Raw genomic sequence first — 26,307 nt, forward strand, 5'->3', positions numbered from 1 at the left:
CATCACCGAGAATCACATGAACGACAAGGAGATCGAGATCGACGTGCTCGATCAGCCCAACACCCCGTTCGAGATTCCCGGCATGGGCGGCCAGGTCGGCATGATCAACCTCAGCGACATGCTCGGCAAGGCGATGGGCCAGCAGCCGCGCAAGAAGCGCAAGATGCGCGTCGCCGACGCCTGGGACAAATTGATCGAGGAGGAATCGGACAAGCGCCTCGATCCCGACGACGTGAACCGCACCGCGCTGAAGGACGCCGAGGCGAACGGCATCGTCTTCCTCGACGAGATCGACAAGATCGCTGTCTCGGACGTGCGCGGCGGCAGCGTCTCCCGCGAAGGCGTGCAGCGCGATCTGCTGCCGTTGATCGAGGGCACGACCGTGGCCACCAAATACGGGCCGATGAAAACCGACCATATCCTCTTCATCGCCTCGGGCGCCTTCCATGTCGCCAAGCCCTCGGACCTGCTGCCCGAGCTGCAGGGCCGCCTGCCGATCCGCGTCGAGCTGAAGGCGCTGACCGAGGAGGATTTCGTCCGCATCCTCTCGGACACGCGCGCGAGCCTCACCGAGCAATATCGCGCCCTGCTGGGCACGGAGGGGGTGACGATCGACTTCGCCGAGGACGGCATCCGCGCGCTCGCCCGCATCGCCGCCGAAGTGAACGGCCAGGTCGAGAATATCGGCGCCCGGCGGCTGCAGACGGTGCTGGAGAAATTGCTCGAGGACGTCAGCTTCGAGGCCGAGCAGCGCCAGGGCGAGACGCTCACCGTCGACGCCGCCTATGTCGAGGCGCAGCTCGCCGAGATCGCCCGCGACACCGACCTCAGCAAATACGTGCTCTGACAGGTTCGTTCTTCCTTTGTTCGCGCGCTGCCGCTAAGCTGCGGCGACTCGCGGACAGGGAGGACGAGATGCTGACTGGCGGCTGCCATTGCGGGGCGATCCGTTACGAGGTTGAAGGCGAGCCGGCGCACAGCGCGCTCTGCCATTGCAGCGATTGCCGCCGCCATGCCGGCGCGCCGATGGTCTGCTGGACCCTGTTCGGCAACGACCATTTCCGCGTCACGCAGGGCGAGGCGACGGTCTATGCCTCGTCCGAACATGGTCGTCGCCATTTCTGCCCGACCTGCGGCACCGGCCTCTTCTACACCAACGACCAGATCTTTCCGGGGCAGACCGATATCCAGTCGGCGACGCTCGACACGCCCGAGGCGCTGCCGCCGACCGCGCAGATCCAGGTGGCGGAGCGGGTCGCCTGGATGAAGGATGCGGATGCGCTTCCCGCCTTCCAGCGTTATCCGGGCATGGATTAGGGGCTCGCTCCCGCAACGAGCAGATTGAGCCGCGCTTCATCGCCCGACTCCCACGGTCCGTCCCGGGGTCGTGCAACCTCGATCAAGCCCGACCTTTGTCTCTCCAAAATAACCCTTTGGAGGATGACATGACCCTGAAGACCCGCTTTCTGGCGGCCGCCGCGGCGTTGACGCTGCCTGGCCTGGCCCTGGCCCAGCAACCGACCCAGAGCCCGCCGTCCGGCCCGCCTGCCGCGACCCAGCCGCCGCGGCCGAGCACGACCCCGCCGGCTCCGTCGAGCACCACGACCCCGCCGAGCCAGCAGGAGCAGGACGCGACGGAGACCGAAGCCCAGCAGCCCGAGAATAGCGACGACGATCAGCCGCCGCAGCAGTCTGCCCAGACGCCGCCGCCGGCGACCACGCCGCCGGCCACGACTCCGCCGGCGCCTGCCGCAAATGCCCGCGCCGGCACCACGCCGATGACGACTCCGCCGACGACCACCCCGCCGGCCAATGCCCGGGCGGGAACCACCCCGACCACGACGCCGCCCACGACGACCCCGCCAGCCAATGCGGCCCCGACCGCGCAGGCGCGTTCGCAGTCGCAGGCGACGCCGGGCGCTCCGGTGCCGCCGGGCGCGCTCGTCAGTGCGACCGCCGGCGATCTGCGCGCCGGCGCGCAGGTTCGCGATCAGCACGGTGCGGTGGTCGGCACCATCGAGTCGCCCGACGCGGGCGGCGCGGTCATCAACACCGGCACCGCCAAGGGCCGGCTGGCGCTGAACGCCTTCGGCCGCAACAGCCAGGGCCTGGTCATCGCCATGACCAGGGCGCAGCTCGAGGCCGCCATTGCGGCGGCAAGGCCGAGTGCTTCGACGACGCCGAGCACGACATCGACGCCGAGCACGACATCGACGCCGAGCACATAAAGTCGATCGCTTCCCAACACGATCGGCCAGGAGCCGCGCCGGTTCCCCCTCACCGGCGCGGCTTTTTGGTATAAGCGGGCGGCCATGGCCCGCTTTTTCCTGCCCGCCACTTTGCTGCTCCTGCCCGGCGCCGCTTCCGCGCAGGGACAGGAGGTGGTCGTTACCGGCCATGGCCTCGGCGCCGCGCCGGGCGACGCGGCCTATGACATCAGCGAGATCGGCCGCGACCGGCTGGAGCACAGCGCCTCGAACCGGCTCGAGGATGTGCTGCGCGCCATTCCGGGCTTCCAGCAATTCCGCCGCTCGGACGCGCGCAGCGCCAATCCGACCAGCCAGGGGGCGACGCTCCGCGCCTTGGGCGGCAATGCCTCCAGCCGCGTGCTCCTGCTCCTCGACCGCGTGCCGCAGACCGACCCGTTCGGCGGCTGGATCAGCTGGCCCGCCTACGATCCGCGCCGGCTCGAGCGCATAAGGGTGACGCGCGGCGGCGGCACCGGCGTGCACGGCCCGGGTGCGCTGGCCGGGACGATCGAACTGGAAAGCGCCGGTCCGGAAAGACTGGACGGCCCGACGGCAGGCCTGGCCTATGGCAGCCGCGACGGAATCGACGCCCATGCGGGCTATGGCGCGCGGCTCGGCGGCGGCTTTCTCGGCCTGTCCGCGTCCTATGCGCGCGGCGACGGCTTCATCCCGGTGGTCGCGCGCCAGCGGGGGCCAGTCGACCGGCCCTCGCCCTACGAGCAGGCCAGCCTCGCGGTCCGGGCCGTCGCCCCGCTGACCGGGACGATCGAGTTGCAGGCCAATGTCTCCGCCTTCGTCGACGAACGCGAGCGCGGAACCGCCTTCAGCGCGATCGAGACGCGCGGCGCCGACGCCTCGCTGCGGCTGGTCGGCCGGGGCCGGCTGCCTTTCTCGGCGCTCGCTTATGTCCAGGTCCGCGACTTCGCCAATGCCTTCGCCGCGGTGAATGCGGGCCGCACCACCGTCAACCAGACACTCGACCAGAATAATGTCCCGTCGACCGGCCGGGGCGCGCGGTTCGAGCTGCGTCCGCGGCTCGGCTTGCTCTCGCTGCGGCTCGGGGCGGACTGGCGCGACACGGAGGGACGGACGCAGGAGCTGTTCCAATTTGTCGCCGGCGCTCCCACGCGCGGCCGCGTCGCCGGCGGGCGCACGAGCACGATCGGCGCGTTTGCCGAGGCGAGCCTGGAGCAGGGCCCGCTCACCCTCACCGGCGGTATCCGGCTCGACCGCTGGCGGATAACGAACGGCAGCCTTCGCGAGCGCATCCTCGCGACGCAGGCGCCGCTGACCGACAGCGCCTTCCCGGACCGGAGCGGCTGGGAGCCGACGGCGCGCGCCGGTCTCGCCCTCAGCGTCGCGGCGCCGCTCACCCTGCGCGCCGCCGCCTATCTCGGCTGGCGGCTGCCGACGCTGAACGAGCTCTACCGGCCGTTTCGCGTCGGCGCGGACGCGACCGCGGCCAATGCCGCTTTGTCGCCCGAGCGGCTGGAGGGGATCGAGGCGGGCCTCGACCTCCGCCCGGCACGCTGGGCGCGGATCGGGATGACCGTCTTCGCCAACCGCCTCACCGACGCCATCGCCAACGTGACCCTTGGTCAGGGGCCGGGGGCCTTTCCCGGCGTCGGCTTCGTCGCCGCCGGCGGCGCGTTCCGGCAGCGGCAGAATGTCGACGCGATCGAGAGCCGCGGGATCGAGGTGGATGCCGCCCTGAGCTTCGGCCGGTTCCGGCTCGCCGCCGGCTACAGCTTCGCCGATGCCGAGGTGACCGCAGCGGGCATCGCCGCGCCGCTGGACGGCCGGCGTCCTGCGCAAACGCCCCGGCACAGCCTCACCGCGAGCCTCGCCTGGCAGAATGCGCGCGGCGCCCTGGCGTCGATCGGCCTGCGCTATGTCTCCACCCAATATGAAGACGATCTGGGCAGCCAGCGGATTCCCGACGCGCTTACCGTCGACGCCGTGGCCGTGCTCCCCCTCACGCGCAGGCTCGCTCTCGAAGCCCGGGCCGAGAATCTCACCGACGAAGAGGTCGTGGCGGGGATTTCCGGCGCCGGGATCGTCGAGCGCGCGACGCCGCGGACGCTGTGGCTCGGCCTACGCTGGCGCGGCTAGATTCTCCTCCATCCAGCGCGCCCCGAACGCGACGAGGTCCGCGGCGTCGATCAGCTCGCTCTGCGCCTTGCCCACCAGGCCCTCGCCATGTCGGCCGAGCGCCAGCCAGGCCTTGAGGATCAGTGCGAAATAATCCTCGCCTTCCCACTCGGCGATGCCGCGTGAATCGTCGAGGCAATCGATCCAGACGTGCTCGCCCTGCCCGTCCGGGCCCGCCAGGACATAGTCCCAGCGTGTGCGGCGCTTGTCCGGCAGGTCGGCCAGATATTCGGCATAATGGAGCGCGGTCACGGTGTCGGGATTGGCGCCGAGGCGCAGGATCTTCCCGCCCCGGCGGCAGAGCTTTTCGAGCGGCGAGCCCGGGCCGTAATAATCGTGCCAAGGCTGGTCCGCGAGCAGGGCCGCCGCCTGCGCACCGCGGGCGCCGAAGCGACCGCTCGGATTGTCGCTCAGCAGCGTTCCGGGCCGCTTGCGAAACACCTCGGCCAGCCAGCCCACATCCGGCATTGCCGGTGCATTCCGATGATCAAATGGCGGCACTCCGGCCAACAATTGCGCCCGCGTCTCGGGCGGCTGCTCGTTCACCCAGTCGGTCGGGCAGTCGGTGCCGAGCACCATCAGCAGCGTGCCCTCCGGCCCGACCGCCGCCTCGAGCGCGTCGAGCAGACGCTCCGCGGCACCTTCGCCAGCATCCGCGCGCCCGAGCCCGAGCCTCCTGAGCGAGGCATGGACCATCAGCAGATCCCCGGCGCGCACGCCCAGCGCCTCGAGATCCCCGCGCAATTCTTCCTTCGTCATGGCAATATCCCTTGTCAGAAAACGAAAACCGCCCGTCCCGGTCCAGCCGGGCGGGCGGTTCCCTTGCTCTGACGCCGGGCGATCGCCGGCGAAGCTTCTAGCTCAGGTGACGGGAAAGATGCTTGTTCATCTCGAACATGGAGCAGCGATCCTTGCCGAAGATCTTCTTCAGCTTGTCGTCCGCGACGATCTCGCGCTTGTTCTGCGGATTCTGGAGATTGTTCTTGCGGATATGGTCCCAGACCTTGCTGACGACCTGGCTGCGCGGCAACGGATCGGAACCCGTGATCGCGGCGAGGTCCGCCGACGGCTTCACCGGACGCTGCAACCCGCTCTTACCATCTGCCATTATTGCCTCCCTGTGGTGTTCGTGAGGTCGATAGAGCGCAATTCCCCTCTGTTGGCAATGGGGGCAGAGAGACGAAATGGGCTGGTTTCGCGTCGTTTTGCGCGATTTCTGTGGATTGAAGCCGTCAGAGAGGGGCCAGCGCTCAGAAACGGCCGAATGGAACCACCTTATTGGCTGAGTCGTGACCGATGTCGGCCCGGCCCAGAAAGGCGATCCCGGCGCGCTGGCACCAGTGTCGCGCGACGCTTTCCTCGTCCTCCCCGAAGTCCGGATCGTTGTCGGGAACGTCGCTCACCCGGCCGAGCCTGATCCCGGCGACATTGCGCACCGAGGCCTGTCCGGTGACGTGGGAGAAGCTGCGGTCGATCCGGTACATGTGCTCGGACACCTCCTCCAGCAGCAGGACATGGTCACTGAGGTCAGGCTCGAGCGCGGTGCCGAGCAGCTGGCTGAACACGGTCAGATTGAAGGCGGCATGGTGGTCGCCGATTGCGAGCTTCCGTTCGAGCGCATCGGCATCGCGCCGCACCAGCCAGTCGAGCCCGCGCGCGACCGCCGCCTCGCCGCCCTCATGCATGGCATCCGAGGGCATGGGCCCGTGCGCGAGATCGGGGAAGCCGGCCTTGTAGAGCGCGGCGAGCAGGTAGCCGGCGTCGCTATAGCCGAGCCAGGCCTTGCGGCGCGCCGCCTCCCCGAACCGGGCCAGCGCATCCTCCACCACGCGGCAGGCACCATAGCCGCCCCGCGCGAGCCAGACCGCGCCGAAGCCCGGATCGTTCGCCACCTCCACCAGGGCCGCCGCCCGCTCGGCGTCGGTGCCTGCGAAATGATTGTGCGTCAGGAAGCACTGCGGATGGAAGAAGAGCTCTACGTCCGGATAGCGGGCGGCAGCGATCTGGCGAACGCGGGCGGCAGCCTCCTCCTTGAAGCGTGAGCTCGGCGCTACGATCGCAATCCGCATGGTTGCTCCCTTCAGCATCCGCCAATAGGGCGGGCCGATGGGCGAGGCCAAATCCTATTTCTTCGTGGGCATCGGCGGCAGCGGAATGCTGCCGCTGGCGATGATCGTGCACGGCCGCGGGCATGAGGTGAAGGGCTCGGACCGTTCGCTCGACCAGGGCCGGCTGTCCGCCAAGTTCGAGGAGCTGCGGCGCGCCGGCATCGAATTGTTCAGCCAGGACGGCAGCGGCATCACCGGCGCCGACCAGATCGTCGTCGCCTCGGCCGCGGTCGAGGACAGCGTTCCGGACATGGTGAAGACCCGCGCCGTGGGCGCCGCCCGGCTCGGCCGGCCCGAATTGCTCGCCGAGTTGTTCAACGCCGCCGGGATGCGGATCGCGGTCGGCGGGACGAGCGGCAAGTCGACCGTGACCGGCATGATCGGCTGGATCCTGCACGCCGCCGGCCGCGACCCGACCGTGATGAACGGCGCGGTGATGAAGAATTTCGTCTCGCCCGACCGGCCCTTCGCCAGCGCGCTGGTCGGCGGCGGGCCGGATTTCGTCAGCGAGGTGGACGAGAGCGACGGCTCGATCGCCCTCTATCGGCCCGACATCGCCGTGCTCAACAACATCACCCTCGACCACAAGTCGCTGGACGAGCTCCGCCATCTCTTCCGGGACTTTGCGGCCAATGCCGGAAAAGTCGTCCTCAATCTCGACGACGATGAGACCCGCCTGCTCGCCGCAGCCCTGGCGCCCGAACGGCTGCGCACCTGCTCGCTCAAGGACCAGGGCGCCGACCTGTTCGGCGCGGACGTGGTCGAGGAACCCTTCGCCATCTCCTTCACCGCCAACGGCGTTCCGGTCCGGCTGCAGGTGCCGGGCCGGCACAATGTCGAAAACGCGCTCGTCGCGCTCGCGGCGGCCGAGGCGGCCGGCATTCCGCTGGGCGAGGCGGCCGGGGCGCTGGCCGGCTTCCGCGGCCTCAGGCGGCGCTTCGAGCTGGTCGGCGAGGCCGGCGGGGTCCGGGTGATCGACGATTTCGGGCACAATCCCGAGAAGATCGCGGCGACGCTCCGCACGCTGCACGCCTTCCCCGGCCGCCTGCTCGTCTTCTTCCAGCCGCACGGCTACGCACCGCTCCGCGTCATGGGCAGCGAGTTCATCGATATGTTCGCGCGCGAGCTCGCGGCCGACGACATCCTGCTCATGCCCGACCCGGTCTATTATGGCGGCACCACCGACATGAGCGTCGGCACCGGCAGCGTCACGGACGCGATCGTGGCGCGGGGCCGGAAGGCGGAGCATATCGCCGAGCCGCCGCCCGAGCGCCGCCTGTCGGCCGCGCGGCTGGTCGCGCTGGCCCGGCCCGGGGACCGCATCGTCATCATGGGCGCGCGCGACGACACGTTGACCCTGTTCGCCGAGGAGCTGCTCGCCAGGCTCGGCTAGCTTCGGTTCATCCAACGGGTCGTAAAGGAGCCGTCATGATCCTCGCCGCGCTCGCCCTGGCTGCCCAGCTCGCCAATCCCGGCTTCGAGCGGGGGCTGGACGGCTGGCAGGTCGAGGCCCATCGGGGCATCCGCGCCTATCCCGCCGACAACCGCCACGATGTCGTCCGCCAGTCCGCCGAGGGCGAGGCCTATGTCACCATGGGCTGGCGGGCGCGCAGCGCCGCCCCGCCCGGGGCCGGGGGCAGGCTGTTCCAGCGGATCGACGCTCGCCGCTATCGGGGGCGGACGATCCGCGTCTCCGCGCAGGCCAGGGCGCCCGGCTTCGCGCATCGCAATGGCAGCCTGATCGTCAGCGCCGGCGCCGCCAATGCCCGCGCCCTGATCGCCGCGAGCGAGCACTGGCGGCGGCATGGCGTGACCGTGCGGGTCCCGCGCGACGCCCGCACGATCGAAATCGCTTTCCAGGTCGAGGGCACGCAGGCCGAGCTCGCCGTCGACGACGTCCGGCTCAGAATCCTGCGCTGAACAAAGAAGCGGCGGACCGCTGGGTCCGCCGCAATTCTTCCAGGGAGACCGGCAGCCTCAGTTGGCGACGGCGGTGTCCACCTTCTCCACCCATTCGGGGAAGAAGACGGGCTCGCGGTTCGACCAGCCGGGCGCCGTCGCCGCGGCCTCGCTGATCGACTGGAGCAGGGTGCGCCGGCGATCCGGATGGAGGTGCGGCAGCGCGGAGGCGGCGCAGAAGGCGCCGGGCAGCCAGGGGCGGACGGCGGCGCCGATCAGCCGCTCGTAGAGGAAACGGTAGGAAGCGAAGCAGGGCAGCCGGTCCTGGCCGAGGTCGAAGGCGGTCATGGTGATGAGCGGCGCCATCAGCGGCTCCATCGCCTCGAGGCCGCTGTCGTCGGGAATGGCGGCGCGGATCGGATCGAGGCGGCGATAGATGCGCTCCTGCGCGCGGATGCCGGCGGCCTCGGCCGGATCGCGCGACCAGCGCTTCACCGCGTCGCGACGGGCAAGGCCCACGTCGAGCGACCGGCGAATGTAGCGCTGCGTGCCCTTCGAAAAGGACGCGAACTCGCGCATCTCCGCCAAACTTGTCGCCCCGCTTGCGGGCCGAGTCCTGGTACTCATGATCCCACTCCTTTTGCCCCCGAGAAAGGATCATGCACCAGAACGACTTTCCAAGCCGTTAACCACAACCCCACCCCTCGTTCATAAAAGTGAATCAGGAAAGAGTCGGGGCTGCAACGCCGAATTACTACGATTCGTCGCGGGACGGGCGAACTGATGCGGCCGGGCAACAGCCGCCGGAAGCGAAGCCGCGCAAATGCGCCCTGTTTGCGCAGCCGGAACGACTGCTCGTCCTTCAAATCGCAGGCGAAATGCTGGCGATGACCGGTCCCGCGGGCCATGCTAGAGGGGCGCGGGGCAAGAGAATCAGGCGTGGGCAACAACAAAAAAGAAAAGGGCGACGGGGACGGCGAGCCCCTGCTGGGCGAGCCTGACGCGTCAGGATATCGCCGTCCGCTGCCCGGCTTTTCGACCAACGCGCCACGCCTTTCGTCAAACGACCCCGCGGCGGAAAGCTTTTCAGGGGAGCGGGCGCTAGGAGGAGCCATGGACAAGGCCCTCCCGGACGGCGAGCACCGCCGGCTGCCCGATCTCGGCATCGCGATAAAATCGATCGTCGGGTTCTGGGTGCTCTATTTCGCGCTGACCACGGTGCGCTCGGTCGTCGTGCAATATCCGGATTTCTGGGAGATGATGGCGCGGCGCAGCTGCGTGTCGCTCGCCGGCATCTTCATCACCTTCCTCCTCTACCTGGCGCTGCGGCCGATCGCGGCGAAAAGCCTCAACGTGAAGGCGGCGGTGGCGGCGGTGCTCTGCCTGCCTGCGGCGATCGCCTACGCCTCGGTCAATTATTACGCCTTCTACGTCTATGCGCCGCTGAACGCCGTGAAGCAGGAGCAGGAGCGCAACTCGATGGGCTGGAGCCCGCTCGAAATGGCCGCCCGCTCGATCCTCGACAGCTCCTTCGCCTGGTTCTTCCTGTTTGCGGCATGGGCCGCCTTCTACGTGGCCATGAGCTATGCCCGGCAGCTGCGCGTCGCCGACCGCCACGCCGCCATGCTTGCCCGCGAGGCGCAGGAAGCGCAGCTCCGGGCGCTGCGCTACCAGATCAACCCGCACTTCCTGTTCAACACGCTGAACTCGCTCTCCTCGCTGATCCTCTCGAAGCGGACCGACACGGCCGAGCAGATGCTGATGAACCTCTCCACCTTCTTCCGGGCCACGCTCTCCGCCGATCCCACGGCCGACGTCAGCCTGGACGAGGAGATCAAGCTGCAGCGCCTCTATCTCGACATCGAGCAGATCCGCTTCCCGGAGCGGCTCACCGTCGAGGTGGACGTGCCCGAGGCGCTGCAGTCGGCGCGCGTCCCGGTGCTGATCCTCCAGCCCGTCGTCGAGAATGCGGTCAAATATGGCGTCGCCCGCTCCCGCAAACACGTGACCGTGCGCATTTCGGCCCATGAGGAAGCGGGCCGGCTGCACATCAAGGTGAAGGATGACGGCGAGGTCCCGGCCGAGGAGGGCGGCGAGGGCGGCACCGGCGTGGGTCTCAGGAATGTCTGCGACCGGCTGACCGCGCGGTTCGGCTCGCGCGCCGGCTGCCTTTCCGGCCCGGATCCGGACGGCGGCTATACCGTTCATCTCTATATGCCGGTGGTGAGGAATGGCTGAGGGGCGTGATTTGCGTGTGATGGTGGTGGACGACGAGCCGCTGGCGGTCGAGCGGCTGCAGCTGCTGCTCGCCCGGCTGGAGGGGGTGACCGTGGCCGGCACCGCCAATGACGGCGAGGCGGCCCTGCGCATCGCCGAGGCGGTCGCGCCCGACGTGGTGCTGCTCGACATCGCCATGCCGGGCATGGACGGGATCGACGTCGCCCGCGCGCTCTCCAGGTCGGACGTCGACCCCGCCGTGGTCTTCGTTACCGCCTTCGACAATTTCGCGGTCGCCGCCTTCGACGTCGCGGCGATCGACTATCTGATGAAGCCCGTCCAGTCCGACCGGCTGGAGCGGGCACTGGAGCGGGTGCGCTCCTACCTCGCCGGCGGCCGGCCCTCGGGCGCCAGGCCGGCCTCGCGCCATGTCGAGGAATTCTGGGTGCCGGACCATACCGGCCTGGTCCGCATCGCCGCGTCGGACATCCAGCGGATCACCGCCGAGCGCGACTATATGCGCCTCCATGTCGGCCAGCGTTCCTGGCTGATCCACCGCACCATCGCCAAGCTCGAGGAGGATCTCGATCCCGCCTTGTTCATGCGCGTGCACCGCTCCGTGATCCTCCGGCGCGACACGATCACCGGCCTCTACCGCGACGAGGCCGGCCACTGGACCGCGCGGCTCAGCGACGGCGCCGAGCAGCGGATCGGAAGGTCCTATGTCGACGAGGTGAAGAGGTTCGCGGGGCGCTGACTGACCGGCGCTACTGCAGGGCGTCGGCAGCAGCGGCCGTCCCCACGCCTTCGTCATAGAGATAGAGCGTTACGGGACTGCCCTGGGCATTTGCCCAGGCGACGGCCTCCTGGATCGAGAGTCCGTTTCTCTCTTCATAGTCCACCCTCAGCATAGGGTCGACGGATGGCGCCTGGTCGGAATCGGCGCAGGCATTGTCATGCTCCACCGCTTCGATGATCGTATTGACGCATTTCCAGCGATAGGGGCGTTGCCGCCGATCGATGATGTTCCAGATCATTCCCCGGCCCTAGCACGATGGCACGGGCGGCTGGACGGAATTGCGTTCGCCCAAATGAATAGGGAGGCGGCGATGGGGCATCGCCGCCTCCCATGAGCTTTGCCGCCTGGTGGGCTCAGTTGGCGGCGCGGCTCATTCTGCGGCCCGTCACCGCGAGGTCGCGCGCGCCGGCGAGGGCGGCGGCGGGAAGACGGGCGGACGCGATTGCTTCCTGGCGGCAGTTCCGGACCAGGGTGAACATCTCCAGGTGCGCCGGAACATAATTGCCGCAGATGCTGCGCGCGGCGCCGGCGATGCGGCGGTCGAGCCGGGCACGGCCTTCCGCGCTGGCGAGGTTGAGATCGGCATAGGAGACGCGGACGGTCACCGTCGCGGGCGTGACGACGATATCGGACGCGGCGGCCGGAGCGGCGGTCAGGGCGGTGGCCGCGCAGGCGGCCGCGGCGAGGGCAATGGTACGCAGGGACATCACTCTTACTCCTGTTCGGCCCCGGGGGAGGCCTTCGGTTCGGGTTTGCGGCCCGGCGATCGGGTGGGGGACCAGGTGCCGCCGGGCCGCTGTCCCTTTCCTCGCCGAACCGCAGCGCCTTCGCCGCTGCGTTTCGATCATGATGGACTTCGTTTCGGCCAATGCCCGTCCGGTTCGACGAAGCGCGGCGCCGGTTCGACCGGAGGCGGGCAACCCCGCCGGCGGCGGTTCGTTGAGCGGCAAAGGAGACGGATGATGCGCGAGCATGGCGGCGCCGAAGGCGGCAAGAACAACAACCGCAACCCGACGCTGAGGGATGCCGAGGCCGCGATGGGCAAGAGCGGCGAGGCGATTTCAGGCGAGAAGCTGAAGCAGGCCGAGCCCAGCCGCAAAGGCACAGCCGGCGGCTGACCCACCCCGTCATTGCGAGAAGCGCTAGCGACGAAGCAACCCAGTCAGGCCTGATGCGGCACTGGGTTGCTTCGCTCCGCTCGCAATGACGGACCTGGCTTCGACTGCCGCCTCGTTCTTTGCGCTTACGTCAACACTTCCTGCACCTCTGTCCACTATTGGGACGCCCCAAAATCAGGGGGCGCGGAGCGTGCGGACTGCAGTTATGCGACGCTCTGGGACACCTCGTCCCGGGCGGAAGGCATGGCGAACAGGATGCGCAGGAGCGGCAACAGGAGACGTGGCTTCGGCCGCGACGCGCGCAGCTTCGCGCAGCTCGCCCTGATCATCCCGATCGCCTCCTGCGTCCCCGCTCTGGCCGGCTCCGGCCCTGCTGCCGACCTGCAGGTGAGCGACGCTTCCGTCATCGCCGCGGCCGCGCCGGCAGTGCCGCAGCCCGGCGCCGCGACCGGCGTGCTGCCCGCCTTCGAAGGGGCCACCGGCTCGCTCGAGGGCGCCGGCGCCTTCACCGCCAATGCCAATCTGCCGATCGCCGGCACACCCAGTCCGGCTGCGGCGTCCTACGCCTTCCGGCCGACCACGCCGGTCGACCAGATGCGCTCGCTCGATTGCCTCAGCCAGGCGATCTATTACGAGGCGGGCAATCAGAGCGAGGACGGGATGCGCGCGGTGGCGCAGGTCGTGCTGAACCGCGTCCGCCATCCCTCCTGGCCCAACACGGTCTGCGGCGTCGTCTACCAGGGCGCGATGCGGCCCGGCGGCGGCTGCCAGTTCACTTTCACCTGCGACGGCTCGCTGGCGCGCACGCCCGTGCCGACGCTCTGGGCGCGGGCGCGGCAATATGCGGCCGAGGCGCTGGCCGGGCGCACCTATGCAGGGGTCGGCCTCTCGACCTTCTACCACGCCAATTACGTCTTCCCGTCCTGGGCCCCGCGGCTTGTGAAGACGGCGACGATCGGCGCGCACATCTTCTACCGCCTGCCGGGCCTGGCCGGCGCGCCAGGCTCGTTCAGCGACGCTTATGCCGGCGGCGAGCCGGTCGTGCGCGGCTCCTCCTACATGGCGCGCGCCTCGCGGGGCGGCGCACTCCCGGCCGTCGCCGACGCGCCCGCTTTCGCCGGTACCGCCTACCAGCCGACCTACTCGCCGGCCCCGGCTCCGGTGCCGTCCGATATCCCGCAGGATCCGCGCTGGGCGGCGAGCAACCTGCCCGCCTCCGGCATCCGCGAGGAGTTTCAGCAGTCCGGCCAATGGCGCTCCGACGCGCCCGGCGCGGTGACCGGCGCGCGCTAGCCGACCCGCGTCAGCCTGGCCGCGAGCTTCGCCAGCCCCGGCCAGCCGGCCAGCCCCAGCATCAGCTTCCGCCTGACCGGCGCCTCCGCCATATGGCGAAGGGTCTCGGCGATCGCGATCGGGCGCTTCGCGCGGGCCGCGAAGGCGCGCTGATAGGCTGGCGCGCCATCGTCGTCGTGAAGGCAGGCATGAGCGGCGGCCGCGCCGCTCGCCAGCGCCACCGCAATGCCGTCGCCGGCGAGGCTTGCGATCACCGCCGCCTGGTCGCCGATCCGGAACCGGCCCGGCTCCGCGCTGCGGGCGCGCCAGCCATAAGGCACGCCGGCAATCGCTTCCCAGTCGGCGGGGATGACGCCGCCCAGCCGCTCGGCGAGCAAAGGCGCTTCCCGCATCAATTCGGCGAGCAGCGCCTCCCGCCCGCCGGCCATGCGCGATTGCGCGACCGACAGGCAGAGATTGGCAGCGCCGTCCTCCTGCAGCAGCAGGCCTGCATAGCCGCCATTGTAGAGATGCAGCTCGATCGTGCCCGCGAGATCGGTCGGAGGCGCGATCGCGGTGCGGAGGCCGACCGAGACGGGCCGCGTCCCGATCGGACGGACGGCACCGCGCAGCTCGTGCTTGCCGGTGGCGAGGAAGAGGGCGTCGGCGGCCATCTCGCTGCCGTCGTTGAGCCGGACGCAGCCCTCCTCCAGCGCCCGCGCCGTCCGGCCGCGCAGCACCGCGGCGCCCGCTTCCTCGGCCATGCGGAGCAGGGTGGCATCGAGGCGGCGGCGGGAGAGACCGGCCGCGGCCGCCGGCAATTCCGTCTCCACGACCTTGCGCCCGGCAACGAGGCGCAGCCGGTGGATCGGCTTCGCGCCAAGCGCAGCCGGATCGAGGCCCAGCTTCTTCAGCGCCGCGATCGCGTCCCAGCCGAGGAAGCCGCCGCACACCAGGTCGCGCTCGCCCGGGCTGCGCTCGATCACGACCGGCATCGCCCCGCCGCGCGCCAGCGAAATCGCGGCGGACGCCCCGGCCGGCCCCCCGCCGACGATCAGTGCAGCCGTTCGACGCACAGCCGGAAGGGGAAGCGGCGGACGACGCGCGCACCGGTTATGCCCGCTTTGGCGAGGATCGCCTCCCAGTCGGCGGGGCGGAAGGACCGCCCGATCGAGACCTTGCCGTCCTCGCGCACGATCCGGTGGGCGCCGAGCAGGCGGGCGAGCAGGGGAAAGGTCGCATATGGGAAGGCCAGGCGGTGCAGGTCGTTGACGATCCAGCCCCGGGCGGCGCGCGCCTCCATGAAGCGCAGGAACTCCTCCAGCTCCGCATCGGTCATATGGTGGGCAACGAGACTGGAGACGACGAAATCGAGCGGCCCCGCGACGTCATGATAGTCGCCGGTCCGGTACTCGATCGGCCATGCAATGGGGGTCGCCGCGCGCGCCGCAACGGCGCTGCGCGCATTGAGGTCGACGCCGATCAGATCCGCGGCGAGCCCGCGCCGTTTCGCCCAGCGCGAGATCCGGCGCAGCATGTCGCCATGGCCGAAGCCGACGTCGAGCAGGCGGAAGGCCGTCATGCCCTTCGTCCCGCGCGCGAGGAAGCTCAGCGTCGGCCGCGCGGCGAGGGTCACCGCATTGACCCGCGCGAGATCTTTCAGCACCCGGTCGTAGGTTTCCGGCGCCAGGCCGGGATCGTCCATCTGCTCGTCGACGCGGATCCGCGCGGCGAGCTTGCTCATCCGGCCTGCTCGAAATGGAAGCCCTCCGCGGCGAGGCCGGGGCCGAAGGCGATGGCGACGCCCTTGCCGGTGTCGGGCCGGCCGATCAGCTGGGCGAGAATGAACATCAGGGTGGCGGACGACATGTTGCCGTAGCGGGCGAGCACCTCGCGCGAGGCCCAGAGCGCGCCCTGCGGCAGCTCCAGCCCCTTCTCCGCCGCGTCGAGGATCGAACGGCCGCCGGCATGGACCGCCCAGCTCGAAATCTGCTCCGGCCCCCAGCCATTGTAGATCGTGGCCCTTACCATCTCGTCTGACAGCGCCTGCTGGATGCGGCCCGGCACCTCGCCAGACAGCGTCATTTCGAAGCCGGTATCGCCGATCTGCCACTGGATCAGCTCGGCCGATTCCTCGAGCTGCATGGAGAAGAGATGGCTCATCTCCAGGCCGCCGGGCTCGCTCGTGACGAGGGCCGCGGCGGCGCCGTCGCTGAACTGGAGCTGGGCGAGCAGGGATTCGAGCTGCTGCGTCTCCTGCAGGTGCAGCGAGCAGAGCTCCACGGTGACGGCGAGCACCCGCGCCTGGGGCTCGGAGCGGACGATGTGATAGGCGGTCCTCAGCGCCGAGACCGCGGCATAGCAGCCCATGAAGCCGACCAGGGTCCGCTCCACGCCTTCCAGCCCGAGCGCGCGGGCGATGATCTGGTCGACGCCGGGCGCGACGAAGCCGGTGCAGCTCGCCACGACCAGATGGGTGACGCCGTCCAGCTCGGCCTGCTCGCGCAGCTTCGCGATCGCGCCGAGCGCCAGCTTCGGCGCTTCCTCCGCATAGGTCTGCATCCGCTGCGAGGTCGGCGGCGGCCCGCCATGGTAGAAGCCGCCCGGCCGGTCGTGCATCTCTCCGCCCGGCGGCGCCAGCACCGACCAGCGATGCTCGATTCCGCTACGGTCCGCCATGCGCAGGAAGAGCTTGCGCATGCGTCCGTCCTCGACCTGGCCCTGGGCCCAGTCGATGAACAGCCGGTGCACGTCATGTTCCGGGACGACGCCCGCGAGGGCGTTGATATAGGCGCGTCTCTCAGTCACGCGTACGGACCTCTCGGCTCGACGCCCCCGTTTCCCGGTCAACGGCTACGCCCGCTCATGGGTCCGTTGCAAGGCCGAACTAATTGCGCGCATTGCCGAGCGCGACGGCCAGATCGTGGATGTGCTCGAGGCCCGCATAGAAGCTCGCCACGGGGATCCGCTCGTTGAGGCCATGGGCGAACATCTCGTCGGGCTTGATGAAGATGCCGGAGGTCGCCCAGGTCGGAATTCCGGCCAGCCGGTAGATGAGGCCGTCCGTGGCGCCCGATTCCAGATAGGGCGAGATGGCGACACCCGGATAGCGGCGGTGGATGGAGGCGGTAATCGCGGCATCGACGGCCGGATCGGGCTCGGAGACGGGGCCGACGCGCGGATTGCCCAAAGTCTCGACGCGCACCGCCTCGTTGCCGATCGCGGCGACCAGGGCCTGCCGGACCGCCTCCGGCTGGACGCCGGGGAAGATCCGGCAATTGACCACGGCCGAGGCCCGCTGCGGCAGCGCGTTCTGGGCGTGGCCGGCGTCGAGCATCGTCGCGACGCAGGTCGTCCGCGTCGTGCCGACATATTCGGGGGCATGGCGCAGCGCTTCCGCCGCCTCCGCATCCTCGGGATTGGCGGCGAAACGGGTCAGTACTTGTCCAGCCGGCCCGGGCACGATCCGGCCGAGCGTGCCGAGATAGGCGCGGGTCAGCGGCGTCGCCCGGACCGGGAAGCGATACGCCTCGATCCTGAGCAGGGCGCGGGAGAGATCGTAGATCGCATTGTCGTCGCGCGGCCTGCTGCTGTGGCCGCCGGGATTGGTGACGGTTAGCCGGAAGGAGGTGAAGGTCTTCTCGGCGCCCTGCACCAGATAGACGAGCGGCTGCGCGTTCGGGGCGAGCATGCCGCCGCCCGCATCGGTGTTGATCGCATAGCGGGCATTCCGCACCCAATTGTGCCGGGCGACCAGCTCGGTCGTGCCGAAAGTGGTTTCCTCGTCGCCGATGAAGGCGAAGACCAGAGTGTTCTGGAGTTGCTGACCCGAGGCGCGGAGGCGCAGGATCGTCGAGACCAGCGAGGTGACGCCGGTCTTGTTGTCGAGCACGCCGCGGCCGAAGAAATAGCCATTCTCCTCGACCAGGGTGAACGGGCTGCGCTGCCAGTCCTCGGGCCGGGCGTCGACCACGTCCATATGGGCGGAGAAGAGGATCGGGCGGGGCTCGCCGCGCCGCGCATAGTCAGCGCCGGGGACGCGGACGATCAGTGCGGCGGTCTCTTCGTGCGGGATGACCTCCATGTCCGCCTCGGGCACGCCGCCGGCGCGCAGGGTCTCGCGGATATAGGCGACCATCGGCGGGACCTGCCCGTGACCGGAGGCGGTGCGGAAGGAGACGAGCCGCTCGAGGATCTGCCGCGCCTGGCGCTGACGGGGCTGGTCCTGGGCGATGGCGGGGCCGCCGGCGATCAGGACTGAAAGCAGCAGAGCCGCACGCTTGAGCATCTTCATCTCCCCCCATGGCAGCGGCGCGACCATGGGACGGCCGCCCTTTTCGCTCAAGCGGATTCCGACAGGATCAGGTCATTCGAGGCTGGCCTGGCCATAGGCCGCGACGATCGCCGGACGGCCGGCGCGGAGGACAGGTTACGGCGATTCACATCCATCCTGACCTCCCGCCTATTCTACAGAAAATGACGGGCGGCCTGCACGCCGCCCGTCACCTCCCTGGAGCTTTTGGGGGGCAACCCGCCGCCCTGGGGATTCGTCAGTCGCTGTGGCCCTCGCCCATGCGGCTGGCGGCCTCGCGCATCTCGCGGGCTCCCTCGCGCATGCCGCGGGCGCCTTCCTCCATGCCCTGCGCGGCCTCGAGCAGGTCCTCATGGGTCACATTGTGACCGCGGGCGCGCTGGCGGGCGATTTCCTGCTCGCGCCAGGAGCGGTCGCGGAATTGGCGGACCTGCTCCTCCATGCGCTGGGCGCTGCGCTCCATGCCCTCGGCACCGCGCTCCATCCCGGCGGCGCCGGAACGCATGGAGATGGCGATCGCCTGCGGGGCGATGGCGGCCGCGCGATGCGCTTCGCGGACCGCCATGGCGATGCGCGGCGCATTGGCCCGCATCTCGGCGCGGACGCGGGCCATGTCGGTGCGCACGCGGGCCATGTCGACGCGGGCACGCGCCATCTGCTCGCGGGCCTGCTGCATCGCCCGGCGGATCTCGGCGCGGACGCGCTCGCGGTCCGGTCCGTTCAGCCGCCGCAGCTCCGGCTCCGCGTCGCGCAGGGCTTCCTGCACCTGCCGGCTGACCTGCTCCGGATCGACCCCGGACATGGAGGCGGCGACGATCTGCGGAATGTGCGGCAGCACTTCCGCGAGCACGGCATGGACGTCGCCCGACACGTCGGGAATATCGATGTCGATGTCGAAGTCGGCGGCCGGCGCGGCTGGCGCGGCGGGGACGGCCGGCGGAGCCGGAACGCCGGGTGCTGCCGGTGCGGCCGGGACGGCACGCGGCGCCGGCGGTGCCGCAGGCGCGGCCGGCGCCTCGGGCTGGGCCGCCTGGACGAGCTGAACGGCGGCGATCGGCGCGGCCAGGCCGATGCAGGTCAGGGCCGCGATCTTGGTCCAGGCCGAGCCCCGCGGCCGCTCGCGGCGGTCGAGGATGGCACGGATCCTTTTGCCCAGCGCGCTGTGCTTCGGCGCGATCGAATTGGCGGCATAGGCTCCGCCGTTCATCTGCGCCCAGGTCAGCAGGGTCTGCGCATAGCGGGCCGGCTCGACATGGGCGGCGGCCTCGAAATCGGCGGCCTCCTCGGCCTGCTGGACGATCTCGCGCTCCAGCAGCCAGACGACCGGGTTGAACCAGAAGACGACTGACGTCATCCGGGCCAGCATCAGGGCGACCCAGTCGCGGCGCGCGACATGCGCCATTTCATGGGCCAGGATCGCGTCGGCTTCCTCCGGCTCGTCCAGCGTGTCGGGATCGATCAGGATAACCGGGTTCCGCCAGCCCCAGCTGAGCGGCGAGGGCACCGAATCGGAGACCATCAGCCGCACGCGGTCATCGGCGCCGCGCACCCGGTCGAAGGCGGCGAGCCAATCGGGATCGGTCACGTCGCGCGCGCCCTTCGTCCAGCGGCGCAGCATCAAGAGGCCGATCAGCAGCCGGCCGCCGACCATCAGCAGCCCGCCCAGATAAGCGAGGAGAACGAGCGGGGTCGGATCGTCCCAGATGGACGTTGCGGCGGCCGGCTCCGGCGCCGCGGCCAGCGCGTCGGGAAGCCGGATTTCCGGGCCGGGCGCATATTGGTAGGTCGCGGCCAGCTCGGGCGCGACCGCCGGAGCGACGGCCGCCGTGGCCGGCGTCTCGGGCGCGGAGAAGGCCTCGATCTGCAGCGCCGGCAGGGCCAGCGCGGCGAGCGGCAGCAGCAGGAGCATGGTGACGCCGATGCGCAGCACCATCGCCCGGTCCGACGCCGCGCGGGAGCGCAGCACATAAGCGAGACCCAGCGCGGCCCCGGCGATCAGGGCGGATTTCCAGGCCATCTGGACAAAGAAAGACACGTCCATCTCAACGCTCCCTGGCTTCGTCGATCGCCCGCTGGAGGGCGTCGATCTCGTCTTTTGACAGGCTCTTGGTCAACCCGAGCAAGGCGGTGGCGGCATTGGCCGCCGAGCCGTCGAAAAAGGTGCGGACCATCTGGTTCATGGCGGTCTCGCGGACCTTCGCCGGCTGCGCGACGCTGCGATAGACATAGGCCTGGTCTACCGTGCGGTGCTTGATCACGCCGCGCGCCTCGAGTCGGGCCAGCAAGGTGCGGACCGCCGAATAGGACGGCGGTTCTTTCATGGAAGCGCGCAGCTCGGCCGCCGTGGCCTCGCCGGCGCTGCACAGCAACTCGAACAGCTCGCGTTCGCGTCTTGGTAGAGAATCGATCATCATCATGCCTTACATTGCTACATCTGTAGCATGTCACATTTGTGGCAGGATGCAAGTGGTTTCGTCGCGCCCTGCTGTCATTTCGTCGCCGTAAGATGAAGCGGGCGTGAACCGCGCCATTTGGCCAGGGTCGCAAGCCGCGTTAGGCAGGGCCGATGCTTGCTTCGCCGCTCCTGCTCCTGGCCGCCGCGCTGCTGAACAACCAGCAGCCGGGGCCGGCGCGCTGCGCCTTCGACGTCGGGCGCCTGTCTTTCGCGGGCTCGCCGATCGAGCAGGCGCGCTGCCTGCTGAGCCCGGTCATGATCCACGGCGAGATCGGACCGCCGCGCCGCCGGCTCGGGCGCTTCCTCGAGGCGCATGTCGGCAAGAGGGTCCGGATCGACCGCGGGCGGCTGCGCGCCTTGCTCGCGGCGGAGCGGCTGCCGGCCTTGGCCGCCAGCGTCGAGACGCCCCTGTCCCGCGCCCGGAACAACGATCCGCAGGCGCCCTTCGCCCGCTATTTCGTGATCCACGACACCAGCCGGGAGCTCGAGCTCCCGGACTTCCCCTCGAACGACTCGGAACTGGCGAACGAGCTGGGCTGGACCTATCCGGACGGCACCCAGGTCGCTCACACCTTCACCAACCGGCGTGGCGAAATCCTCTTCTCGCATGATTATGCCATTCCCTGGCGGGCGACGAAGCGGGAGCGCGACACGATCAGCGGCGGCCACGCCAAGGGCCTGTTCCTGCACAACGAGCTGAACCAGATCCGGCTCAACGAGCCGTCGGGCCCGCCCGGCAATCACAGCCGCGCGCCGGTGCCGGGCTTCACCGCGGCGCAATATGACCGGCTCGCCTTGCTCTACATCCTGGCGAGCGTGCGCGGCGGGCGCTGGCTGATCCCCGGCTTCCACGCGCTCATCGATTCGGGGATTCCCGAAGCGCATGACGATCCCCAGAATTTCGACATGGCCGCCTGGGAGGCCGCGCTCGTCCGGCGCACCGCCCAGCTACGCCGCTGAGCAGGCGTCCTCGGGAAATTTCCGGTTCATGTAGGCGAGCGTGTCCGCGGTCAGCTCCTCCAGCACGGCCTCGTTCACGTCTTCGAGCTTCTTGATGTAGAGGCAGCATTTGCCGGTCTTGTGCTTGCCGAGCCGCGCAAGCTGGGCCTTCTCCCGCTCCCCGCCCTCCTCGGTCAGAACGTAGAGCACCAGCTCGGCCTTGCGCGGCGAAAAGCCCATCCGGGCCATCGTGCCACTATGCCCGCTGGCATATTTATAATGATATTGGCCGAAGCCGATTATCGTCGGGCCCCACATCTTCGCGGGCTCTCCGGTCAGCCGCTCGAACATCGCGCGCAGCTTCTTCGCATCCTCGCGCCGCTGCGGGATGGGCAGGGCCTCGATGAAATCGTCCACCGACACCTCGGTCGCCCTGGTCTTGATCTCCGCCATTCTGCCCTCCGCCGCGAGTCGCGCGGGCCCGAGCATGGCGCGGGATCAGGCGTCGGGAAAGAGCCGGCTGATCGCCGCACAGGAAGCTGCAGCCACCGCCTCCGGTGCGGGCGCGCCGCCCCTCCTAGTCGCGGCGGCGAAAGGTCCAGCTCACCGCGTTGGAGCCGTCGAGTCGCGAGATCGTCGCCACCATCCGGTCGCCCGTCCGGACATAGCGGATGCGCTGGGGGAAATCGTGCTGCGGATTGTCGAAGGTGGCGCTCTGTCCCTCGCGCGCGGTCAGTCGGAAGGCCGTCGCCGGGCGGCCGCCAGGCTGGGCGAGATAGGCCGGGATACCGTCGCTGCCCGCCTGCAGACGGAGGAACTCGAACTCGCGCAAGCTCTGGCCGGCCCCGGAGCGGCTGTAGCCCAGCATTACGCCGCCGCGCGGCGCCGACCAGCTCTCCTCGGTCCAGCGTCCGTTGGCCGAGACGCTTTCCCAGCGCCCGCTCATCCAGGCCAGATCGGCGACGCTGGCGGGCGGGGCCGCCTGCCCCATGAGCAGCAGCGCCAGCCCGGCAGCGAACAGTCTCTTCATCTAGGCCTCCCTCGTTCGCGCGCATCATGGCCGATCGTGACGCGGCCGTCTTGAACGGATGCGACAAAAGGGGTCTCATCCCGCCGATGGACTATCGGGAAGAGCCGCCGCCGCCCGCGCTGGAGGGCCTGGTCAAGGTCCGCTGGACACTGGCCGGGAAGGGCGCCCCCGGCGATTGGGTCGGCCAGCAGGCGGTGCCGGACGGTTGCGTCGAGATCATCTGCCGCCGCGCCGGGCGCTCACGCTGGGGGACCGACCAGCCGGCGCGCTTCGCCGTCGGGCTGATCGAGCGGCCGGAAGGCTTCGAGATCAGCGGCGACGCCTCGTTCGAGGCGATCCGGCTCTGGCCATGGGCCTGGGGCGTGGTCGGCGACCGGCCGCTGGCGGCGCTGCGCGGCCGCTGGTTCCCCTATGACGGACCCGGCCTCGACGGGATCGAGGCGCGCCTGGCCCGAGAGACCGAGCTCGCCGCCGTCGGCCGCGCGATCCTCGCCGCCGCCACCGTCGAGGACATGGCCCGCGGCACCGGCATGAGCCCGCGCACCCTGCAGCGCTGGTTCGCGCGCCGTGTCGGCCTGCCGCCCCGTCGCTATTTGCGGCTGCTCCGCTTCCAGAAGGCGTTCGAGCGGGTGCCCGACCAGCCTTCGCTTGCCGACCATGCGGCGGCGCAAGGCTTTGCCGACCAGGCGCATATGGCGCGCGAGTTCCGCGCCATGGCCGGCGTGCCCGCCAGGCACGCCCGGCGCAGCGCGAAGGGGCCGTTCCTGACCTAGCGCGAGCGGAGCGGCCGCCGGAAGCGGTAGATGAAGCGGTCCGTGCGGCCGCGGATGCCGGGATCGAACACGTTCTTGCTGCGGTCGTCCGCCGGATTGCGGAGCATGTCCGATTCGGCGACGAACTCGAAGCCCGCCCGCTCGAAATCGGCACGCACGGTCGCCGGCAGAATCCGGTGGGTCGCCTCCACCTCGGCGCGGGTGTCGCGGCCTTCCGCGGCGACATGGTCGATCACGGCGACCGTACCGCCCGGCCTGGTCGCCCGGAACAAGGCAGCGGTGATCGTGCCGGGATCGATCCGGTGGATCCCGAACCGCTCGCTCTCCCAATAGGTGTCGTGATAGACCAGATGGAGCAGGATGAAGTCATAGGCCTGTTCAGGCAACGCGAAGGCATTGTTCGGAGTCCCGTAAAAGGCGGTGTTCGGGCTCCGCTCGTGAATCCCGTTCAGCGCGGTGCGGATGCGCTCGTTGCGCATGAAGCTCGGCGTGTTCCAGCCGGTCACGTGGCCGGTCGGCCCCACGGCGCGGGCCATGATCTCGGCATAATAGCCGTTACCGGTGAGGAAATCGAAGACGCGGTCGCCGCGCCGCAGGCCGAGCCAGCGAAGCACCTCGACGGGCTTGCGCACCTCGTCGAGCGCGACCGCATCGGCCGGTCTGCCCGGCGCCGAAACCGCAGTCGCGACATCGGCGGGCACGGCCTGGGCGGCCGCGAGCGGCGCAAGGGCAAGCGCCGCGGCAAAGATCAGCTTCTTCATGGCAGTCCCTCCCAAATGTTGCGGTGGTGCTAATCGCTCCACCAATGCCTCCCATCCCGTTTCGACGGAGCTCTGCTCCGCTTCGACGGAAGCCTCAGGCCGCGCGGCGTGCCGCCGCCTGCTCGGCGAGCACGCGCAGCGCGGCATGCGCGGACAAAGCCGCCCCTTCCTGCCAGAACGGCACGTAGGACAGATGCTCGCCGGCGAAGAGGATCGGGCCCTCCGGGCGCAACAGCTCCTCATAGGCGGCGGTGCGCGTCCCGCCCTGCGGCCCGCCGCCGAAGGCGGGGCCGACCGGGCCGACACCCTCGGACCAGGGCGTGAGCGGCCAAGAGACCGTGACCGGCCGGCCGAGCAGCCGCGCCTTGCCCGGATGCAGCGCCTCCACGGATTCCCGACAGACGCGGAACCGTTCCTCGTGGCTCATCGCCATGAACTCGGCCGGATGGTTCTGCCCGGTCCACCCGGACGCATAAGCGGTGACCAGCACGCCCTTGTCCGAGAGCCAGCCATCCGACGGGTAGAAGATGTTCTCGTTCGGCCGCTCGGTCCAGGCGAGGCCGCCGAAAATCCCCTCCTCTTCCCAGAAGCGCGGCGATTCGAACCCGACCTTGGTGCTTGCCAGATAGTTGCTGTTCTCGCGGATCGCGGCCTGCTTGGCCGGCGAGAAATCGGTCTGGAGGCGACCGAGAAGGTTGAGCGGCAGCGTGCAGATGCAGAAGTCCGCGTCGAGCGCGCGGTCGCCGGGGCCGTGATGGATGCGCACCCCGTCGCCGCGCCGCCGGATCGCCGTGATCGGGCTGCTCAGGCGCACCCGGGATCGCACCTGCTCGTAGAGCGCATGGGCGATCCGGTCCATGCCTCCGACCGGCTGGAACATCGGCGCCTGCATGTCGAAAATGTCCTCGAAGACGATCGGGAAGCCGGCGGTGGGGCCGATCCGCATCAGGTCGGCGGCGGTCAGCGCCCTGGCCACCGGCCGGCCTGTCTCGCGATAGCCGCCCGGCAGCGGATCGAAGCCGGAGCGGCCGTCCGGCACATAGGTTCCGCCATTGCCGAGGCTGCCGTAGAAAGCGAGGAACTGGCGCATCGCCTCCTTCTCGCCGCCCCGCAGCTCGCCATCGAGCGCGCCCCCGTCGATCGCTTTGGCGAGCAGCTCGCTGAAGCGCCCGCGCGTGTCGTAGGTGAGCTGGCGATTGCTGTAGATCCGGCCGCCGAACTCGGAGCGCGCGGCACGGTTCGAATTGACCATCACCTCCATCGCCACGCCGAACCTTTTCGCATAGCCGAGGATGACGTGGTGGTGGTGCGGGATCCGGGCGGGCCCGGCATTGAGATAGAGGCCGTCCGAAAACCGGCAGAGCTGGTCGGGCCGGCCGGTCTGCACGACGCGGTCGCCGCCGCGCACGGTCCAGACCCGGCCGCCGATGCGGTCGCGCGCCTCGAGCACGGTCACGTCCCAGCCCGCGCGGCCGAGCTCATAGGCCGCGACCAGGCCGGCGATGCCGGCGCCAAGGACGATCACCTTGCGGCCGCGGCCGGTGCCGCGCGGCAGTTCGAACGGCTCGGCCGAGGCGGGCGGGACGTTCAGCAGCCCCAGCGCCTCCATGCCGAGATAGGCCGCGCTGAAGCCGCCGATCGCGCCGAGGCGCTCGAGGAACACCCTGCGCGTGAGGCTCATTGCCCGCCTCCCCGCTGCGCCATTGCTGGCGTCGCCGCGGTGACCTCGATCTCGACCAGCCAGCCCGGATCGACCAGGCCTGCGACCTGCATCGTTGACCGGGCCGGGCGCATCGGCTGCGCCTCGGTGCCGAAGAATTCGCGATAGGCGGTCATCATCCCGGCAAAGTCCATGCGGCTCTGCCCGGCCGGCGCGACGAGGAAGACGCGCATCATCACCACGTCGCGCAGCGAGAGATTGTGCTGGCGAAGCTCGGCCTCGATCTTGCGCAGGACCGACCGGGTCTGGGTCGCAGTGTCGCCATAACGCTGGACCGAACCCTGCGGCGCGTTCGCATCTGCCGGATCGGGGACGGTGCCGCTGACGTAGACGAGCCGGCTGCCCCAGGGGATTTCGACCGACGAGGAGATTGGGGATTGCGGCGGCCCGACTCTGCGGACCTCCTGCGCCCGGGCGGCCGTGGCGGCGGCGAAAGCGGCGGCAAGCAGGATCGAAAGGCGCATGCGCGAGTCCCCCTTGTGCGCGAGGCTAGCCCGGCGCGGC

Annotated in this window: 29 protein-coding genes; 12 read left to right on the top strand and 17 right to left on the bottom strand. The window is 69.8% G+C overall.

Features of this window, described 5'->3' with window-relative positions:
- The 4 genes from VEC11_RS05975 to VEC11_RS05990 all read left to right on the top strand — a co-directional run.
- On the top strand, positions 1-847 hold an 847-nt coding region (locus VEC11_RS05975; RefSeq protein ID WP_464129717.1), incomplete at its 5' end, for an AAA family ATPase.
- A gap of 68 nt (positions 848-915) precedes the next feature.
- Entirely contained in the window at positions 916-1,317 is a 402-nt protein-coding gene (locus VEC11_RS05980; protein ID WP_464129718.1) for a GFA family protein, read from the top strand.
- 128 nt (positions 1,318-1,445) lie between these two features.
- A complete protein-coding gene (locus VEC11_RS05985) occupies positions 1,446-2,228 on the top strand; it encodes a hypothetical protein (protein WP_464129719.1) in 783 nt (260 codons plus the stop codon).
- Between the two features lie 84 nt (positions 2,229-2,312).
- Complete coding sequence (locus tag VEC11_RS05990; RefSeq protein WP_464129720.1) at positions 2,313-4,361, top strand: TonB-dependent receptor; 2,049 nt, start codon at positions 2,313-2,315, stop codon at positions 4,359-4,361.
- Here VEC11_RS05990 and VEC11_RS05995 read toward each other — a convergent pair.
- The 3 genes from VEC11_RS05995 to VEC11_RS06005 all read right to left on the bottom strand — a co-directional run bounded on the left by VEC11_RS05995 (position 4,344) and on the right by VEC11_RS06005 (position 6,469).
- Complete coding sequence (locus VEC11_RS05995; RefSeq protein WP_464129721.1) at positions 4,344-5,159, bottom strand: AAC(3) family N-acetyltransferase; 816 nt, start codon at positions 5,157-5,159, stop codon at positions 4,344-4,346. The two genes, VEC11_RS05990 and VEC11_RS05995, sit on opposite strands and share 18 nt — an antisense overlap.
- A gap of 97 nt (positions 5,160-5,256) precedes the next feature.
- Entirely contained in the window at positions 5,257-5,508 is a 252-nt protein-coding gene (locus VEC11_RS06000; protein WP_464129722.1) for an SWIB/MDM2 domain-containing protein, read from the bottom strand.
- 142 nt (positions 5,509-5,650) lie between these two features.
- Positions 5,651-6,469, bottom strand: coding sequence for an LD-carboxypeptidase (locus VEC11_RS06005; RefSeq protein WP_464129723.1), 819 nt, complete (start codon positions 6,467-6,469; stop codon positions 5,651-5,653).
- A 37-nt stretch (positions 6,470-6,506) separates the two neighbouring features.
- On the opposite strand from VEC11_RS06005, the gene VEC11_RS06010 reads away from it, so the two are divergent.
- Both VEC11_RS06010 and VEC11_RS06015 read left to right on the top strand, forming a co-directional pair.
- Positions 6,507-7,901, top strand: a complete 1,395-nt coding sequence (locus VEC11_RS06010) for a UDP-N-acetylmuramate--L-alanine ligase (RefSeq protein WP_464129724.1) — start codon at positions 6,507-6,509, stop codon at positions 7,899-7,901.
- Positions 7,902-7,936: 35 nt separating this feature from the next.
- Positions 7,937-8,428, top strand: coding sequence for a hypothetical protein (locus VEC11_RS06015; RefSeq protein ID WP_464129725.1), 492 nt, complete (start codon positions 7,937-7,939; stop codon positions 8,426-8,428).
- A gap of 57 nt (positions 8,429-8,485) precedes the next feature.
- On the opposite strand, the gene VEC11_RS06020 is transcribed toward VEC11_RS06015, so the two are convergent.
- Positions 8,486-9,034, bottom strand: coding sequence for a hypothetical protein (locus tag VEC11_RS06020; protein WP_464129726.1), 549 nt, complete (start codon positions 9,032-9,034; stop codon positions 8,486-8,488).
- A gap of 486 nt (positions 9,035-9,520) precedes the next feature.
- Between VEC11_RS06020 and VEC11_RS06025 the strand changes: the two genes are divergently transcribed.
- Positions 9,521-10,645, top strand: coding sequence for a sensor histidine kinase (locus VEC11_RS06025; protein WP_464129727.1), 1,125 nt, complete (start codon positions 9,521-9,523; stop codon positions 10,643-10,645).
- Positions 10,638-11,381 carry a LytR/AlgR family response regulator transcription factor gene (locus VEC11_RS06030; protein ID WP_464129729.1) on the top strand — a complete coding sequence of 248 codons (744 nt, stop codon included), beginning with the start codon at positions 10,638-10,640 and terminating at the stop codon, positions 11,379-11,381. Before VEC11_RS06025 ends, VEC11_RS06030 begins: the two co-directional genes overlap by 8 nt.
- 10 nt (positions 11,382-11,391) lie before the next feature.
- Here VEC11_RS06030 and VEC11_RS06035 read toward each other — a convergent pair whose 3' ends face one another.
- Together VEC11_RS06035 and VEC11_RS06040 are read right to left on the bottom strand one after the other, a co-directional pair.
- Entirely contained in the window at positions 11,392-11,661 is a 270-nt protein-coding gene (locus VEC11_RS06035; RefSeq protein ID WP_464129730.1) for a hypothetical protein, read from the bottom strand.
- 115 nt (positions 11,662-11,776) lie between these two features.
- On the bottom strand, positions 11,777-12,130 hold the full coding sequence (locus VEC11_RS06040) for a UrcA family protein (protein WP_464129731.1): 354 nt from the start codon (positions 12,128-12,130) through the stop codon (positions 11,777-11,779).
- Between the two features lie 252 nt (positions 12,131-12,382).
- Here VEC11_RS06040 and VEC11_RS06045 point away from each other — a divergent pair, with 252 nt between their 5' ends.
- Complete coding sequence (locus VEC11_RS06045; protein WP_464129733.1) at positions 12,383-12,541, top strand: hypothetical protein; 159 nt, start codon at positions 12,383-12,385, stop codon at positions 12,539-12,541.
- A 243-nt stretch (positions 12,542-12,784) separates the two neighbouring features.
- Entirely contained in the window at positions 12,785-13,834 is a 1,050-nt protein-coding gene (locus VEC11_RS06050; RefSeq protein WP_464129735.1) for a cell wall hydrolase, read from the top strand.
- On the opposite strand, the gene VEC11_RS06055 is transcribed toward VEC11_RS06050, so the two are convergent.
- The 6 genes from VEC11_RS06055 to VEC11_RS06080 all read right to left on the bottom strand — a co-directional run bounded on the left by VEC11_RS06055 (position 13,831) and on the right by VEC11_RS06080 (position 20,542).
- Positions 13,831-14,889, bottom strand: a complete 1,059-nt coding sequence (locus VEC11_RS06055) for an NAD(P)/FAD-dependent oxidoreductase (RefSeq protein WP_464129736.1) — start codon at positions 14,887-14,889, stop codon at positions 13,831-13,833. The two genes, VEC11_RS06050 and VEC11_RS06055, sit on opposite strands and share 4 nt — an antisense overlap.
- A complete protein-coding gene (locus VEC11_RS06060; RefSeq protein ID WP_464129737.1) occupies positions 14,868-15,557 on the bottom strand; it encodes a methyltransferase domain-containing protein in 690 nt (229 codons plus the stop codon). Before VEC11_RS06060 ends, VEC11_RS06055 begins: the two co-directional genes overlap by 22 nt.
- Positions 15,554-16,621: a type III polyketide synthase gene (locus VEC11_RS06065; RefSeq protein WP_464129738.1), complete on the bottom strand. Its 1,068-nt coding sequence runs from the start codon at positions 16,619-16,621 to the stop codon at positions 15,554-15,556. The genes VEC11_RS06060 and VEC11_RS06065 overlap by 4 nt, the downstream gene beginning before the upstream one ends.
- A gap of 79 nt (positions 16,622-16,700) precedes the next feature.
- Entirely contained in the window at positions 16,701-18,101 is a 1,401-nt protein-coding gene (locus tag VEC11_RS06070; protein WP_464129739.1) for a M20/M25/M40 family metallo-hydrolase, read from the bottom strand.
- A 262-nt stretch (positions 18,102-18,363) separates the two neighbouring features.
- Positions 18,364-20,166, bottom strand: coding sequence for a M56 family metallopeptidase (locus VEC11_RS06075; protein ID WP_464129741.1), 1,803 nt, complete (start codon positions 20,164-20,166; stop codon positions 18,364-18,366).
- A 1-nt stretch (position 20,167) separates the two neighbouring features.
- Positions 20,168-20,542: a BlaI/MecI/CopY family transcriptional regulator gene (locus VEC11_RS06080; RefSeq protein WP_464129743.1), complete on the bottom strand. Its 375-nt coding sequence runs from the start codon at positions 20,540-20,542 to the stop codon at positions 20,168-20,170.
- Between the two features lie 149 nt (positions 20,543-20,691).
- Between VEC11_RS06080 and VEC11_RS06085 the strand changes: the two genes are divergently transcribed.
- Positions 20,692-21,540 carry a hypothetical protein gene (locus tag VEC11_RS06085; protein ID WP_464129745.1) on the top strand — a complete coding sequence of 283 codons (849 nt, stop codon included), beginning with the start codon at positions 20,692-20,694 and terminating at the stop codon, positions 21,538-21,540.
- Here the strand turns inward: VEC11_RS06085 and VEC11_RS06090 are convergent.
- Together VEC11_RS06090 and VEC11_RS06095 are read right to left on the bottom strand one after the other, a co-directional pair.
- Positions 21,529-21,972 (bottom strand): DUF1801 domain-containing protein, encoded by a 444-nt coding sequence (locus VEC11_RS06090; RefSeq protein WP_464129746.1) that lies wholly within the window; start codon positions 21,970-21,972, stop codon positions 21,529-21,531. The genes VEC11_RS06085 and VEC11_RS06090 overlap by 12 nt on opposite strands.
- 124 nt (positions 21,973-22,096) lie before the next feature.
- On the bottom strand, positions 22,097-22,549 hold the full coding sequence (locus VEC11_RS06095) for a DUF6265 family protein (RefSeq protein WP_464129747.1): 453 nt from the start codon (positions 22,547-22,549) through the stop codon (positions 22,097-22,099).
- An 86-nt stretch (positions 22,550-22,635) separates the two neighbouring features.
- Between VEC11_RS06095 and VEC11_RS06100 the strand changes: the two genes are divergently transcribed.
- On the top strand, positions 22,636-23,322 hold the full coding sequence (locus tag VEC11_RS06100) for a helix-turn-helix domain-containing protein (RefSeq protein ID WP_464129748.1): 687 nt from the start codon (positions 22,636-22,638) through the stop codon (positions 23,320-23,322).
- On the opposite strand, the gene VEC11_RS06105 is transcribed toward VEC11_RS06100, so the two are convergent.
- The 3 genes from VEC11_RS06105 to VEC11_RS06115 form a co-directional block, all read right to left on the bottom strand.
- On the bottom strand, positions 23,319-24,083 hold the full coding sequence (locus tag VEC11_RS06105) for a class I SAM-dependent methyltransferase (protein ID WP_464129749.1): 765 nt from the start codon (positions 24,081-24,083) through the stop codon (positions 23,319-23,321). The genes VEC11_RS06100 and VEC11_RS06105 overlap by 4 nt on opposite strands.
- A gap of 94 nt (positions 24,084-24,177) precedes the next feature.
- On the bottom strand, positions 24,178-25,764 hold the full coding sequence (locus VEC11_RS06110) for a flavin monoamine oxidase family protein (protein ID WP_464129750.1): 1,587 nt from the start codon (positions 25,762-25,764) through the stop codon (positions 24,178-24,180).
- Positions 25,761-26,267 carry a RidA family protein gene (locus VEC11_RS06115; protein ID WP_464129752.1) on the bottom strand — a complete coding sequence of 169 codons (507 nt, stop codon included), beginning with the start codon at positions 26,265-26,267 and terminating at the stop codon, positions 25,761-25,763. The genes VEC11_RS06110 and VEC11_RS06115 overlap by 4 nt, the downstream gene beginning before the upstream one ends.
- Positions 26,268-26,307: the final 40 nt, after the last annotated feature.

Source organism: Allosphingosinicella sp. (assembly GCF_035626655.1).
Classification (GTDB): domain Bacteria; phylum Pseudomonadota; class Alphaproteobacteria; order Sphingomonadales; family Sphingomonadaceae; genus Allosphingosinicella.

What these genes read in the sequence shown, in the direction of transcription:
- VEC11_RS05980 (WP_464129718.1), top strand. Translation starts at nt 916, where the DNA reads ATGCTGACTGGCGGCTGCCATTGCGGGGCGATCCGTTACGAGGTTGAA.
- VEC11_RS05985 (WP_464129719.1), top strand. Translation starts at nt 1,446, where the DNA reads ATGACCCTGAAGACCCGCTTTCTGGCGGCCGCCGCGGCGTTGACGCTG.
- VEC11_RS05990 (WP_464129720.1), top strand. Translation starts at nt 2,313, where the DNA reads ATGGCCCGCTTTTTCCTGCCCGCCACTTTGCTGCTCCTGCCCGGCGCC.
- VEC11_RS05995 (WP_464129721.1), bottom strand. Translation starts at nt 5,159, where the DNA reads ATGACGAAGGAAGAATTGCGCGGGGATCTCGAGGCGCTGGGCGTGCGC.
- VEC11_RS06000 (WP_464129722.1), bottom strand. Translation starts at nt 5,508, where the DNA reads ATGGCAGATGGTAAGAGCGGGTTGCAGCGTCCGGTGAAGCCGTCGGCG.
- VEC11_RS06005 (WP_464129723.1), bottom strand. Translation starts at nt 6,469, where the DNA reads ATGCGGATTGCGATCGTAGCGCCGAGCTCACGCTTCAAGGAGGAGGCT.
- VEC11_RS06010 (WP_464129724.1), top strand. Translation starts at nt 6,507, where the DNA reads ATGGGCGAGGCCAAATCCTATTTCTTCGTGGGCATCGGCGGCAGCGGA.
- VEC11_RS06015 (WP_464129725.1), top strand. Translation starts at nt 7,937, where the DNA reads ATGATCCTCGCCGCGCTCGCCCTGGCTGCCCAGCTCGCCAATCCCGGC.
- VEC11_RS06020 (WP_464129726.1), bottom strand. Translation starts at nt 9,034, where the DNA reads ATGAGTACCAGGACTCGGCCCGCAAGCGGGGCGACAAGTTTGGCGGAG.
- VEC11_RS06025 (WP_464129727.1), top strand. Translation starts at nt 9,521, where the DNA reads ATGGACAAGGCCCTCCCGGACGGCGAGCACCGCCGGCTGCCCGATCTC.
- VEC11_RS06030 (WP_464129729.1), top strand. Translation starts at nt 10,638, where the DNA reads ATGGCTGAGGGGCGTGATTTGCGTGTGATGGTGGTGGACGACGAGCCG.
- VEC11_RS06035 (WP_464129730.1), bottom strand. Translation starts at nt 11,661, where the DNA reads ATGATCTGGAACATCATCGATCGGCGGCAACGCCCCTATCGCTGGAAA.
- VEC11_RS06040 (WP_464129731.1), bottom strand. Translation starts at nt 12,130, where the DNA reads ATGTCCCTGCGTACCATTGCCCTCGCCGCGGCCGCCTGCGCGGCCACC.
- VEC11_RS06045 (WP_464129733.1), top strand. Translation starts at nt 12,383, where the DNA reads ATGATGCGCGAGCATGGCGGCGCCGAAGGCGGCAAGAACAACAACCGC.
- VEC11_RS06050 (WP_464129735.1), top strand. Translation starts at nt 12,785, where the DNA reads ATGGCGAACAGGATGCGCAGGAGCGGCAACAGGAGACGTGGCTTCGGC.
- VEC11_RS06060 (WP_464129737.1), bottom strand. Translation starts at nt 15,557, where the DNA reads ATGAGCAAGCTCGCCGCGCGGATCCGCGTCGACGAGCAGATGGACGAT.
- VEC11_RS06070 (WP_464129739.1), bottom strand. Translation starts at nt 18,101, where the DNA reads ATGCTCAAGCGTGCGGCTCTGCTGCTTTCAGTCCTGATCGCCGGCGGC.
- VEC11_RS06075 (WP_464129741.1), bottom strand. Translation starts at nt 20,166, where the DNA reads ATGGACGTGTCTTTCTTTGTCCAGATGGCCTGGAAATCCGCCCTGATC.
- VEC11_RS06080 (WP_464129743.1), bottom strand. Translation starts at nt 20,542, where the DNA reads ATGATGATGATCGATTCTCTACCAAGACGCGAACGCGAGCTGTTCGAG.
- VEC11_RS06085 (WP_464129745.1), top strand. Translation starts at nt 20,692, where the DNA reads ATGCTTGCTTCGCCGCTCCTGCTCCTGGCCGCCGCGCTGCTGAACAAC.
- VEC11_RS06090 (WP_464129746.1), bottom strand. Translation starts at nt 21,972, where the DNA reads ATGGCGGAGATCAAGACCAGGGCGACCGAGGTGTCGGTGGACGATTTC.
- VEC11_RS06095 (WP_464129747.1), bottom strand. Translation starts at nt 22,549, where the DNA reads ATGAAGAGACTGTTCGCTGCCGGGCTGGCGCTGCTGCTCATGGGGCAG.
- VEC11_RS06100 (WP_464129748.1), top strand. Translation starts at nt 22,636, where the DNA reads ATGGACTATCGGGAAGAGCCGCCGCCGCCCGCGCTGGAGGGCCTGGTC.
- VEC11_RS06105 (WP_464129749.1), bottom strand. Translation starts at nt 24,083, where the DNA reads ATGAAGAAGCTGATCTTTGCCGCGGCGCTTGCCCTTGCGCCGCTCGCG.
- VEC11_RS06110 (WP_464129750.1), bottom strand. Translation starts at nt 25,764, where the DNA reads ATGAGCCTCACGCGCAGGGTGTTCCTCGAGCGCCTCGGCGCGATCGGC.
- VEC11_RS06115 (WP_464129752.1), bottom strand. Translation starts at nt 26,267, where the DNA reads ATGCGCCTTTCGATCCTGCTTGCCGCCGCTTTCGCCGCCGCCACGGCC.